This window comes from Nordella sp. HKS 07 (assembly GCF_011046735.1).
Lineage (GTDB): Bacteria > Pseudomonadota > Alphaproteobacteria > Rhizobiales > Aestuariivirgaceae > Taklimakanibacter.
Genome location: NZ_CP049258.1, coordinates 5,531,654 through 5,543,280, shown reverse-complemented (window position 1 = coordinate 5,543,280; position 11,627 = coordinate 5,531,654). Strand labels below are relative to the sequence as shown.

The following is an 11,627-nucleotide window of genomic DNA, read 5'->3' as shown; positions in this document are numbered from 1 at the left end:
TTCAGTCCCGCTGCGGGCCGACCTCGCCCTCTTCGCCCGACAATTCGCCGAGCAGCTCCTCGAAATCCTTGGCCTCGCGGAAGTTCTTGTAGACCGAGGCGAAGCGCACATAGGCGACGTCGTCCAGGACCTTCAGCGCCTCCATGATGAGCTTGCCGACCGTCTCGGACTTGATGTCGCTTTCGCCCAGGCTTTCGAGCTGGCGCACGATGCCTGAGACCATGCGCTCGACGCGCTCGGGATCCACCGGGCGCTTGCGCAACGCGATCTGCACCGAGCGCATCAGCTTGTCCCGGTCGAACGGCACGCGGCGGCCGGAGCGCTTGACGACGGTGAGCTCGCGCAGCTGCACGCGTTCGAAAGTGGTGAAGCGGCCGCCGCAATCGGGACAATAGCGGCGGCGGCGAATGGCTGTCCCGTCCTCGCTCGGACGGCTGTCCTTCACCTGCGTCTCTTCATTGTTGCAAAAGGGACAGCGCATGGAGCCTTGGGGTCAGGAGTAGATCGGGAATCGTCTGGTCAGCTGAGCGGCCTTCTTGCGAACGGCCGTCTCGACCTTAGCATTGCCCTCTTCGCCGTTCTTCGCAAGCCCGTCGAGGACTTCGGTGATGAGAGCGCCGACCTCCTTGAATTCCTTGATGCCGAAGCCCCGGGTGGTGCCGGCGGGAGTGCCCAGACGGATCCCCGAGGTCACCATCGGCTTCTCCGGATCGAAGGGGATACCGTTCTTGTTGCAGGTGATCCAGGCGCGGCCCAAAGCCGCCTCCGCCGCCTTGCCGGTGAGACCTTTCTTGCGCAGATCGACCAGCATCAGATGGGTGTCGGTGCCGCCCGAGACGATGTCGCAGCCGCCCGCGATCATGCTGTCGCTGAGGGTCTTGGCATTGGCGACGACCTGAGCCGCGTATTTCTTGAAGGACGGCTGCAGCGCCTCGCCGAAGGCCACTGCCTTGGCGGCGATGACATGCATCAGGGGCCCGCCCTGAAGGCCCGGAAAGACCGAGGAATTGATCTTCTTGGCCATTTCCTCGCCATTGGTGAGCACCATGCCGCCACGCGGGCCGCGCAGGGTCTTGTGTGTGGTGGTGGTCACGACATGGGCGTGATCGAGCGGATTGGGATGGACGCCACCGGCGACGAGGCCGGCGATATGGGCCATGTCGACCATGAAGACGGCACCGACCGAATCGGCGATCTGGCGGAACCTGGCGAAGTCGATGAAGCGCGGATAGGCGGAACCGCCGGCGAGGATGAGCTTCGGTTTGTTCTGTTCGGCCAACTCGGCGACGAAATCATAATCGATGCGCTGGTCGTCCTGGCGCACGCGATATGGCACGACATTGAACCACTTGCCGGACTGGTTGACCGGAGCGCCATGGGTCAGGTGGCCGCCGGCTCTCAGATCGAGGCCCATATAGGTGTCGCCAGGCTGCATGCAGGCGAAGAAGACGGCCTGGTTCGCCTGGGCGCCCGAATGCGGCTGCACATTGGCGAATCCGCAATTGAACAGCTTCTTGGCGCGCTCTATGGCGAGGGTCTCGACCTCGTCGACATATTGGCAACCGCCATAATAGCGCCGGCCCGGATAGCCCTCGGCATATTTGTTGGTATTGACGGAGCCTTGTGCCTCGAGCACGGCGCGCGAGACGATATTCTCCGACGCGATGAGCTCAATCTCATTCTGCTGGCGGCCGAGCTCGCGCTTGATCGAGGCGGCCACCGCCTTGTCGGCCTGAGCGAGACCCGCGCTGAAGAAGCCGCCTACGGTGACTTTCGGCTTGGCGACCTTCTTGGCGGGCTTGGCGGGCTTCCTCGCGGGCCTTGCGGCTTTCGCGGCCTTGCGTGGCTGAACCTTCTTCTTAGCCGGCTTGATCTTCTTAGCAACCTTACGGGCCATGATCCCCTCCTTTTCGTCCACGCAGACGAGCGACATAGGCGGAATCCCGCCCAGGGTCCAGAGTTAGACCGGCATGCGACAATCGGTTTACGCCACTGGATAAGGCCCCTCGGCGAAGGTCCGGTCGTGATAGCCTTTGCTGCCGACCGCGCCGGCCAGCGGGCTGCGGAAATCGCACCCCTTGGCGAGGCAATCGAGCACATGGTGGAAATCATGTTTCGGCCGCCAGCCCAGCTCCGTCACCGCGCGTCGGTTCACATAGACCCGGTCAATCGCAGGGAAAAGCCGCCAGCCGCGGGCGGCGAAGAGCGCCGCGCAATCGGGGTACAGCCGATGAACGACAGCCGGGGCGTCGACGCGCAACGTCTCGAGGTCGTCGCGGCAGAAGGGCGTCGTCGCCGAAATGATGAAGCGCCCGAAGCCGATCGACTTCGCCTTCGCGGCGGCCAGAAGATGGGCATCGACGATATCGGCGATGTCGGCGCGCCGGTTAAGCAACTCGTTGGCCTGGGTATTGGCCGGCTCATAGCGCCCCCGCATCGCCGTGTCGTCATCGACTTCCGGAAAAAAGCGCGAGGTCTTGAGCACAATAACCGGAAGCCCGTGCCTTCGCGCGAAGAGCCCGCACAGGCCCTCGGCAGCGATCTTGCTGACGCCATAGATGTTCCTGGGGATGGGCGTGAGATCCTCGGTCACCCAGATCGCCGGCCCTCCCTCGGCAGGGATCAGGGCGGCGCCAAAGGCGCTCGTCGTGCTGGTCAAGACGAAAGCCTCGACCCCGACGCTCATCGCCTCCTCCAATAGAACCAGCGTGCCGGTGAGGTTGGTGTCGAGGAAATCCTGGTAGGAATGGGTAGCGATATGCGGCTTGTGCAAGGTCGCCGCATGCATGACAGTCCGCACTCCCGCCATGCATTGTCGGATGAAGGCCCGGTCGGCGATGGATCCGACGCAATCGGTGAAGGGCGACGGCTTGATGTCGATACCTCGCGCCGCCTCTCCCTGCGCACCGAAAGTCCGCATGAGGGCCTCACCGAGATGCCCGGCGCTGCCCGTCACGAGGATCGTCATAGGTCGCTCGACCTCTTTTGTCAGGCGGCCCGCTTCAGCGTCATCGACGTCCAGAGCTGGTCGAGCGCCGAAACGAGACGGGCGATTTCGAGCTCGCCATGCAGCGGGCCGGGCGTCAGCCGGATTCGTTCGCTGCCCTTCGGCACGGTCGGATAGTTGATCGGCTGAACATAGATGTTGAACTGGGCGAGAAGCCGGTCGGTGAGCTCCTTGCAGCGGACCGGATCGCCGACGATGACCGGCACGATATGGCTCGGCGACATGATCACGGGCAGACCGACTCTTGCCAGCTCGTGTTTCAGGAGATCCGCGTGCTTGTGCTGAAGGGCGCGCTCCTCGCTGCTTTCCTTCAGATGCCGTACGCTCGCGACTATGCCGGCGGCGAGCACCGGCGCCAGCGAGGTGGTGAAAATAAACCCCGCCGCCGTCGAGCGGATGGCGTCGATCAGCATGGTCGAGGCCGCCACATAGCCACCCATGACGCCGAAGGCCTTGGCGAGCGTGCCCTCGTAGATGTCGACGCGATCAAGCACACCGTCGCGCTCGGCGACGCCGCCGCCTCTCGGCCCATACATGCCGACGGCGTGAACCTCATCGAGATAGGTCAGTGCGCCATAGCGCCGGGCGAGATCGCAGATCTCGGCGATCGGGGCTATGTCGCCGTCCATCGAATAGACCGATTCGAAGGCGATTACCTTGGGACGGCCGGGATCGAGCGACTTGAGCTTCGCCTCGAGGTCCTTCAGATCGTTGTGGCGCCAGATGATCTTATCGCAGCGGCCATGCCTGATTCCCTCGATCATCGAGGCGTGGTTGAGCTCGTCCGAAAGGATGACGCAACCAGGCAGCAGCCGGCCGATCGTCGACAGCGCCGCCTCATTGGCCATATAGCCTGAATTGAACAGGAGCGCTGCTTCCGTGCCATGCAGATCGGCAAGCTCGGCCTCAAGCAGGACGTGGTGGTTGTTGGTGCCGGAGATGTTGCGCGTGCCGCCCGAGCCGGCGCCGATCTCGTCCAACGCCTCATGCATGGCGGCGAGCACCTTGGGATGCTGGCCCATGCCGAGATAGTCGTTGGAGCACCAGACAGTGACCTCACGCTCGCCATCGGGACCACGATAGAGAGCGCGCGGGAAGCGGCCACGGATACGGCCGATGTCGGCGAACTCACGATAGCGGCCCTCCTGGCGTACTTTGCCAACGGCTGCCGCGAAAGCTCCGGAGTAATCAAATGTGTTCGTCATGATGGTGCCATTACGCCCGAAAGCCGGGCTCTAAGCCATTGACGAAAAGCCGCATGCGCAGATGCGCCGCAGGTGGTTCCCCTTGAGGCAACTCCCGCGATCCCGCCCGCACCGGGCCTTCATGCGCCGCCTCGCGACTCGAGCGGCCGGCTACGGCGCCGGCTGACCGGTGGTGGCTTCCTCGACCTTCTTTTTCTTGATGACCGGCGCGGTCGTGGCGGCGGGCGCCGCCTTCTTGGCCGGCGCGGCCGCCTGCTCGACTTTTTTCGCCTTGCTGTTTGCGACGACCGGCTTCTTCTTGCCGGCGCCGGTTATCGAGGCCTGCTGGAGCTTCTTTTTGTCTGGGGTCTTCTTCGCCGCGGCCTTCTTCGTCTTGCTGGAGCCCGGCTTGTTGAAGTTGAACAGCACGTCGTCTTCGTTATCGGCGGCCACGACCTTCTTGGGCTTCGCCTTGGTGTTTGACAACAAGCCGCTCGTCGTGCCGCTATCCGTCGTCTTGCGGCGCATGTTGAAAAAGCCGAAGGGCTGATCGTTGCTGCTCGACGAGACCTTTTCGACCTTGGGCTTGCGGCGCGAATTGAAGAAGCTGAAGGATTCCGGCTGATCGGGCACTTCCTCGACCTGGTAGACCTGCGCCTTCAGCACATAGCGCTTGCCGTCGTCGCTGAGCTCGCCAGGCGCCAGGGGCTGGCCGACGACGAAGCCGGTGTCGTCGAGATCATAGACATCGGGCCGGAAATTCACCTGGCCCGCGCCATTGACCCAGGAGGTGAGATAGACGGTGCGCAGCTGTGGCGCATTCGTCACCTTCACGTCCATGCGCTCCTTGCTTTGCTTGAATGCCTCGATACGCTGAGGGTTCCACCCGTCCTGGCCGTTGAGGATCCAGTTGATGAGCACTGAAACCTGATCGACGCGCACGCAGCCCGAGCTCAGATAGCGCGCCCCGGTGGTGAACAGGCTCTTGGTCGGCGTGTCGTGCAGATAGATACCGAAGGGGCTCGGGAAGTTGATCTTGACCGAAGCCATTGAATTCTCCTCGCCCGGATCCTGGCGGAAGAAATAGCGGTTGGCGGCGACATAGTCCCAGTCGACGGTGCGCGGATCGACTTCCGGCCCATTCCAGCCGTCGTAGATGCGCATGTCCATGTCGCGGAAGACGCTCACCCCATTTCTGCGAATACGCGGCAGGAGATCGCGCTCGACGATCGACACCGGCACGTTCCAATAGGGATTAAAATTGATGTCCGACACTTGCGTGATGGTGACGGGGGTCGGCCGCTTCGGGCTGCCGGCGATGACGTTGTGGCGCGAGAAGACGGTATTGAAGTTCACGGCCTCGAGCTGGAGCGCGGGCACGTTGACGATGATGTAGCGGTCGGCGAGGCCCTTCGAATATTCATGCAGGCGCGGGAGATTGGCGCGCATGGTGGCGAGGCGTTGCGAGACCGGGATGTTGAGCGTGCTGACGGTAGGCTTATCGGTCTTGCCGGTGACGGCGAGGCCGTTATTGGCCTGGAACTCCGCCAGCGCCTTTTCGACTCCGGCGGTGAACCACTGGGCGGTTTCGCCCGACAGTGCATCGGCACCGAGATAGCCTTCGGCGATGAGCCGGTGCTTCAGGGCCACAACGGCGGCACCGTCATCGCCTTTGCTCAGCTTCTTGCCCGAGAGCGTGCCCCAGCCGCCCTGGGCGGCGATCGCCTCATAGCGAGAAACGGCATTGGCCATGGCGCCGGCGCTGTTGATCGACACCATCGGCGCGACGCTCTTGTCGGCGAAAACCTCCGTCTTGGTGACCGCCTGACCGGCCTTGCTGCCTGAAATATTGCTGGTGGCCGACGGTGCCATGATGCTGTCCCTCACGCCCGAGGAGGGCGAACCGCCTGTGTCCTGGGCCTTCTTGGGCGACCACCAGGAATTGCCATCAGCCCGCTCGGCATAGGCCGTCAGCGGGGTCATGGCCGTGAAAGAGGCGAGGAGGACAGTGGTGAAAACCAGTTTGCCGAGGCGATTTCCGGACATCATGCTCTGCTTCTGCTGTCGTTTATTTCCCGATGCGCCAGCGCATCATCTCACACCCTGGGACCGGAACCAAGATCATGGCTCCCCCGCAGTTCGCTAAACCACGAAACCGCGAGACGAATCAAGGGAATTGACGCCGGGCCAGTCGACTTTCTAAAGGTCAAATTGGGCGTGACTGGGAAAGGGTGAAAATTCTCCCGGACTATGGCAAAAAAGCCACACCGGTGACCCGGTGCGGCTTTTGCGGCTGTTTCCGTGGCGCGGGCTATTACAGCCGGTAGAGGATCTGGTCCGTCCAGAAGCGCTCCAGGCGGGTCAGCGCCTTATTGATGCGCTCGAACTCCTCGACGGAGAGGCCGACGACCTCTTCGACCGAATGAAGCTGGCGGTTATAGAGCTGGTCGACGCGTTCGCGGATCGCCTGGCCTCTCGGCGTCAGGCGCACCCTTACCGAGCGCTTGTCCGAGTTCGAGCGCTCGTGATTGACGTAGCCCGCCTCGACAAGCTTCTTGAGGTTGTAGGAGACATTCGAGCCCTGGTAGTGCCCGCGTGTCTTCAATTCGCCCGCGGTGAGCTCGGAATCGCCGATATTGAACAGGAGCAGCGCCTGGACCGGGTTGACCTCCGGAGCGCCGGCCCGCTCGAAATCATCCTTGATGACATCCAGCAGCCTGCGATGCAGACGTTCGATCAGGGTCAGAGCTTCCAGATAGCGATGCTTGATCTGCTCGCGTCCGGGCTCCAGCCCGGCAGGGCGCACGCCCCCCACAGTTTGAGTACGCATTTTACCACCTCAGCCTTGTTAGTGGAGACGGCTTCTTTTGGCCGTTCTCCTTATGCGCGAGACTAGGCTTGGGCTCTTAAAAACGGATCAAAAAGGTGGGTAAATTTGTTCTTATATTTCGACGCTTTTGCCGCTTTGTCGATTAGAGTTGATGGAGTCTTGTTAAAGACTTTCCCCAGCCTTAACAGCCATTTGCACCTAGTCTCGGATGTTCGTCATTGGGTAAGGTAAACAGTCTGGCCTTTTCGGGCCCGGTTGCAGCCCTCGTAGGCGGCGCCCATGGGTGAACTCATCGTCGTCAGCGCCTTGTCTTCCGAAGCAGGGACGGACTGCGCCGCAGGCTCGACCACCACCTGGGGTGGCGGCGCGGGCGGAACCTGCTCCGCGGTCTTGAGCATGGCGTGGGACTGGTGTCGCTCACAGGCGACTACGGGACTTGCGAAAGTGGCCACGGTCACAAGGGCCAGCAGTGGAAGGATGCTTTTCATCGGCAGAACTCCTTTCCGTCGCCCGAGACTACCTCAGAATGGCGCGCATGAAAACTCATTCGACCTTCACAATTGCCCGCATATTGGGATGGCGCCTGCAGAAGTAGGTGAAGATGCCGGCCGTTTCGAAGGTGTGGGCAAAGCTTTCGCCTTTGGTGAAGAAGCCGGAATCGAATGCCGGGGAGGGTTTGCCTGGTTCACCCGCGGTGACCGAATGTTCGATGGCATCACCATTGGTCCAGGTGACGGTCGCCCCCCTCCTCACGTCGAGTTCCTTGGGCTTGAACTGAAAGAGCTTGACGTCGACTGTGACTGCCTCGCCGGCAAGCCCAGGAGCGACCGATGCGCCGCAGATCAGAGCAGCGAGTACGAGCTTCACGAACATGGGGGTTCTCCGGAAAGCCGGAGCGATGGAGGTCGCTCCGGCCATGTCAGGGTTGAAGGTTTCACTTGGCCGCGAATTTGTCGGGGAACTGAGCGGCGATGGCGTCGGCCAGCGGATCAGCGATCATCCGCATGTGATGCGACGCGGCGCGGGTCTTCTCGAAAGCGAGTTTGTAGTCACGCGCCGCCTGCGCATCGACCACCTCCTTGAGGCTCACGACATGCATTTTCACGAGATCGGCCACCGTGTCCTTGGGCAGTGCGGGCGTCGCCGAATTGAGGAAGGCGCCGAAATCGGAGGCATATTGGACGAGGTCGTTCACCGCCTTGTCCTGCTTCTTCTTCGAGCCGATGGCCTTGCCCATCGTGTAATCGACGAAGAAACCGATATGCTTGCGCCATAATGGCAGGAAGGCCTCGCCCGCCTCCTGGCCGTAGACCGACCCGATGGCGCCGGCGATATCCTGCGAGTTCATATCGAGGGCCGCCGCCGCGGCCTCGAATTCCGACTTGCGCCCGCGCAGCGCGGCCTGGGTCGCCGCGGCCGCGAGCGTCACATGCTCCGACAACAGGCCGTTCAGTGTCAGGCGCAGGTCGCCAGCGGCCTGGTTCTGCGCCGCTCGCGCGACGGCAGCCGAGAAAGTGCCGCTCATATCCGCGCCGGCAAGTCCAGTGACGGCAACGGCCGTGCCGAGCGCCAGAGCCGCGAATGTCGATTTGAAGCTTTTCATGATGCTCTCCTGATGATCCGATGTGTGGTTTCATCCCGCACATCGCCGATAACGGATCGATCAGGAGGGAGGACGCAGAAGTCGAGGTCACAAAGATGTGCGCGGGGCGGGCGCAACCGGAAAGCCTTCGACTACGTATCCCCAGAAAGGCGGGGCGCGGAGCCCGTCCCCTCAGACGAACCCCGCGCCACCTTCCCCGCTCTCCCCTTGGAGCTTTATTGAACTAGTAGCCGGCCAGCTTGGTGTATTCAGCGCGCACGATCTGGCGGCTGCTTGCGCCGCATTCCGTCGCATCAGCATCGGCTTGGGCGCGTTGCACAGTGCGAACAACCGCGCGACGGCCATAGGCGCTGAGCGCTGCACGGTGCTCGCGCACCACCGCCGCCCAGAAGGCGCGGATGTCGCGGTGCGAGAGAAACTCACAGCGCCGCTCGACAAAATAGGCGAAAGCCTGGCTACCATATTCGGCGAGCGTCGCATTGCGCGGCCGCGGCGCCGGAATGGCGCGCCGCTCCGGCATTACGGGAGGCTCGACGAACTCATCTTCCTCAGCCTCCGGCACCGGCTTTGTCTTCGCCATCGCCTGACGGGCGGCGTCGAGCGTGGCCCTCACCTCGTCCGTGGTATGGGTTGTGCAATCGGAGCCGCCGCCCAGAGCCTTGCCGAGCGAAACGGCGGAACGGACCTCGGAGACCGAGGCGCGCCCGGCGGTGGCGATCTCGGCGCGGGCCAGGTAGGCGGCGAGTTCGTCGGCCTCCCCGGCCGGCAGGATGCGGCACTTGCCGTCGGCGGCGCGGCTCTTGGCGAGCTGGCGCAGTGCTTCGATCTGGCTCATCACGACCTCGGCCTTGAGCGCGGGCGCGGCGCCCCAGAGAGGGAGCGTCAAAACCGGCAGCAAGATGAGGAATTTGGTGAGCCGCAGCATCCGTCTGACCTCGAAAAGGCCCTATTCAATTGCGACGGAAAGGCTAACGGGCATCGGTTAATTCGATTCAAAGACAGGGGACGAGTTCAGGCATTGGTTAACGAATTGCAGGGACGCCGGCTCGGTCTGATCGTTCTGGGGTTACAGCTTGCCCTAACGGCAGAGGCGGCTGGTGCTACGGCCCCGATACCGCGCGCCAAGCCGACGCCGCCCACAGCCGAGGCTATCCTCGAGCCCGCCCTGTCCAGCCCGCCCCTGCCGCGCGCCAAGCCCGCGAAGCCCCCGAAAAGCGCCGCCGAGGCCCTTCCCCGCCAGAGTTGGCCCAAGAGCACCGGCAACTGGCCCACAGCCGAGGTGCTCGCCGCCCGGGCCGCCTGCGAGAAGATGCTTTCCGGCCTCGACGTGATCTGGCGCCCCGATGAGCCGATCGGCGAGCCCGATGGTTGCGGCACGCCGGCGCCCATCGCCATCGCCGAAGTGGCGCAGATCCGCATCGACCCGCCCGCCACCGTCAATTGCGAATTCGCCGCGGCGCTCAATTCCTGGTTCACTCAGTCAGTGCAACCGCAGGCGAAGAAACAGTTGGGCGCGAGCATCATCGGCATCCGCAACGCCTCTTCCTATGCCTGTCGGCGGCGCAACAACGCCAAGACCGGCAAGCTCTCCGAACATGCGCGCGCCAATGCGCTCGATATCGCCGCGTTCGATTTCAGCAAGACAGCGCAGGTCACCGTCGCCGGCGGGTCGAGCGGCCTCCTTCAGAAGGTCGGGCTGTCGGCCAAGGGCAATTTCGTAAAGGCCCTGCGCAAAAGCGCCTGCGAATACTTCAATACGGTGCTGGGCCCCGGCGCCGACCCCTATCACGGTGATCATTTTCATGTCGACCTGATGAAGTTGCGTCCGGGCCGCTTCAAGATGTGCCGCTAGCACGCCAAAGCTCCCTCTTTTTGTCGCATCGCCGATGCGAAAAACCGGGTCCACTTTTCTGCGCAATGCTCTATCTTGCGCGCCATCATGTCCCACGCCCAATTCCCCAGCACCCGTATGCGGCGCAACCGGCGCACTCCCTGGTCGCGCCGCCTGGTCGCCGAGAACACACTCTCACCTGGCGATTTCATCTGGCCGATCTTCGTAACCGAAGGTACGAGTACACGCGTTCCCGTTCCCTCGATGCCGCAGGTCGAGCGGCTCTCCGTTGATCTCTCGGTCAAGGCCGCTGAAGAGGCGGCGACGCTCGGCATCCCGGTCATCGCCCTGTTTCCCTACACTGAGCCCCGCCTGCGCAGCGAAGATGGCGACGAAGCGCTGAACCCCGAAAATCTCGTGTGCAAGGCCGTACGGGCGATCAAGCAGGCGGTGCCGGAAATTGGCGTCCTCTGCGATGTCGCCCTCGATCCCTATACGAGCCATGGCCATGACGGGCTGCTTCGCCACGACACGATCGTCAATGACGCGACCGTCGAGATCCTGTGCCGGCAGTCCCTCGTCCAGGCCGAAGCGGGTTGCGATGTCATCGCGCCCTCCGACATGATGGACGGCCGCGTCGGCGCCATCCGCCAGGCCCTCGATGCGCGCGGCTTCACCCATGTGCAGATCATGGCGTACAGCGCCAAATATGCCTCCGGCTTCTATGGTCCGTTCCGCGACGCGGTCGGCTCCTCGGGCGCGCTCAAGGGTGACAAGCGCACTTATCAGATGGATTCCGCCAATGGCGACGAGGCGCTGCGCGAGGCGGCACTCGATATCGCCGAAGGCGCCGACATGATCATGGTCAAGCCCGGCATGCCCTATCTCGACATCGTCGCGCGCATCAAGCAGACCTTCCGTGTACCGACTTTCGCCTATCAGGTGTCTGGCGAATACTCGATGATCATGGCGGCCTGCCAGAATGGCTGGCTCGATCCCGACAAGGTAATCCTGGAAAGCCTGATGGCGTTCAAGCGCGCCGGCGCCGACGGGATACTCACCTATTTCGCGCTCGATGCGGTGAAGCGGTTGAAGGCAATGTAATCCGCGGCGGCGTTGACCCGGCCGGCGGGCGAGAGGATACTTGGGGCTCAATACGGATGCCCCGATGA

The 11,627-nt window shown here is 63.0% G+C and carries 12 protein-coding genes; 2 read left to right on the top strand and 10 right to left on the bottom strand.

Features of this window, described 5'->3' with window-relative positions; genetic code table 11:
• Position 1 precedes the first annotated feature (1 nt).
• The 10 genes from nrdR to G5V57_RS26005 all read right to left on the bottom strand — a co-directional run bounded on the left by nrdR (position 2) and on the right by G5V57_RS26005 (position 9,549).
• The gene (gene nrdR, locus G5V57_RS26050) at positions 2–481 is read right to left on the bottom strand and encodes a transcriptional regulator NrdR (protein WP_165170844.1); all 480 of its coding nucleotides are present in this window, start codon (positions 479–481) and stop codon (positions 2–4) included.
• Between the two features lie 12 nt (positions 482–493).
• Entirely contained in the window at positions 494–1,897 is a 1,404-nt protein-coding gene (gene glyA, locus G5V57_RS26045; RefSeq protein ID WP_165170842.1) for a serine hydroxymethyltransferase, read from the bottom strand.
• An 87-nt stretch (positions 1,898–1,984) separates the two neighbouring features.
• On the bottom strand, positions 1,985–2,968 hold the full coding sequence (locus G5V57_RS26040; RefSeq protein WP_165170840.1) for an NAD(P)-dependent oxidoreductase: 984 nt from the start codon (positions 2,966–2,968) through the stop codon (positions 1,985–1,987).
• A gap of 20 nt (positions 2,969–2,988) precedes the next feature.
• Entirely contained in the window at positions 2,989–4,212 is a 1,224-nt protein-coding gene (gene hemA / locus G5V57_RS26035; protein WP_165170838.1) for a 5-aminolevulinate synthase, read from the bottom strand.
• Positions 4,213–4,362: 150 nt separating this feature from the next.
• Positions 4,363–6,240 carry a L,D-transpeptidase family protein gene (locus tag G5V57_RS26030; protein WP_165170836.1) on the bottom strand — a complete coding sequence of 626 codons (1,878 nt, stop codon included), beginning with the start codon at positions 6,238–6,240 and terminating at the stop codon, positions 4,363–4,365.
• 265 nt (positions 6,241–6,505) lie between these two features.
• Entirely contained in the window at positions 6,506–7,021 is a 516-nt protein-coding gene (ldtR, locus tag G5V57_RS26025; RefSeq protein ID WP_165170834.1) for a transcriptional regulator LdtR, read from the bottom strand.
• A 215-nt stretch (positions 7,022–7,236) separates the two neighbouring features.
• The gene (locus G5V57_RS26020; RefSeq protein ID WP_165170832.1) at positions 7,237–7,509 is read right to left on the bottom strand and encodes a hypothetical protein; all 273 of its coding nucleotides are present in this window, start codon (positions 7,507–7,509) and stop codon (positions 7,237–7,239) included.
• A 55-nt stretch (positions 7,510–7,564) separates the two neighbouring features.
• Complete coding sequence (locus tag G5V57_RS26015; RefSeq protein WP_165170830.1) at positions 7,565–7,894, bottom strand: plastocyanin/azurin family copper-binding protein; 330 nt, start codon at positions 7,892–7,894, stop codon at positions 7,565–7,567.
• Positions 7,895–7,955: 61 nt separating this feature from the next.
• Positions 7,956–8,624, bottom strand: a complete 669-nt coding sequence (locus G5V57_RS26010; RefSeq protein ID WP_165170828.1) for a hypothetical protein — start codon at positions 8,622–8,624, stop codon at positions 7,956–7,958.
• Between the two features lie 223 nt (positions 8,625–8,847).
• Positions 8,848–9,549: a hypothetical protein gene (locus G5V57_RS26005; RefSeq protein WP_165170826.1), complete on the bottom strand. Its 702-nt coding sequence runs from the start codon at positions 9,547–9,549 to the stop codon at positions 8,848–8,850.
• 93 nt (positions 9,550–9,642) lie between these two features.
• On the opposite strand from G5V57_RS26005, the gene G5V57_RS26000 reads away from it, so the two are divergent.
• Positions 9,643–10,476, top strand: a complete 834-nt coding sequence (locus G5V57_RS26000) for an extensin family protein (RefSeq protein ID WP_165170824.1) — start codon at positions 9,643–9,645, stop codon at positions 10,474–10,476.
• Positions 10,477–10,563: 87 nt separating this feature from the next.
• Entirely contained in the window at positions 10,564–11,559 is a 996-nt protein-coding gene (gene hemB, locus G5V57_RS25995; RefSeq protein WP_165170822.1) for a porphobilinogen synthase, read from the top strand.
• The last annotated feature ends 68 nt before the right edge of the window (positions 11,560–11,627 follow it).

Coding starts and splice junctions, on each gene's coding strand:
- ldtR (WP_165170834.1), bottom strand. CDS start 7,021: ATGCGTACTCAAACTGTGGGGGGCGTGCGCCCTGCCGGGCTGGAGCCC.
- G5V57_RS26020 (WP_165170832.1), bottom strand. CDS start 7,509: ATGAAAAGCATCCTTCCACTGCTGGCCCTTGTGACCGTGGCCACTTTC.
- hemA (WP_165170838.1), bottom strand. CDS start 4,212: ATGACGAACACATTTGATTACTCCGGAGCTTTCGCGGCAGCCGTTGGC.
- glyA (WP_165170842.1), bottom strand. CDS start 1,897: ATGGCCCGTAAGGTTGCTAAGAAGATCAAGCCGGCTAAGAAGAAGGTT.
- G5V57_RS26010 (WP_165170828.1), bottom strand. CDS start 8,624: ATGAAAAGCTTCAAATCGACATTCGCGGCTCTGGCGCTCGGCACGGCC.
- G5V57_RS26005 (WP_165170826.1), bottom strand. CDS start 9,549: ATGCTGCGGCTCACCAAATTCCTCATCTTGCTGCCGGTTTTGACGCTC.
- G5V57_RS26030 (WP_165170836.1), bottom strand. CDS start 6,240: ATGATGTCCGGAAATCGCCTCGGCAAACTGGTTTTCACCACTGTCCTC.
- G5V57_RS26015 (WP_165170830.1), bottom strand. CDS start 7,894: ATGTTCGTGAAGCTCGTACTCGCTGCTCTGATCTGCGGCGCATCGGTC.
- nrdR (WP_165170844.1), bottom strand. CDS start 481: ATGCGCTGTCCCTTTTGCAACAATGAAGAGACGCAGGTGAAGGACAGC.
- hemB (WP_165170822.1), top strand. CDS start 10,564: ATGTCCCACGCCCAATTCCCCAGCACCCGTATGCGGCGCAACCGGCGC.
- G5V57_RS26040 (WP_165170840.1), bottom strand. CDS start 2,968: ATGACGATCCTCGTGACGGGCAGCGCCGGGCATCTCGGTGAGGCCCTC.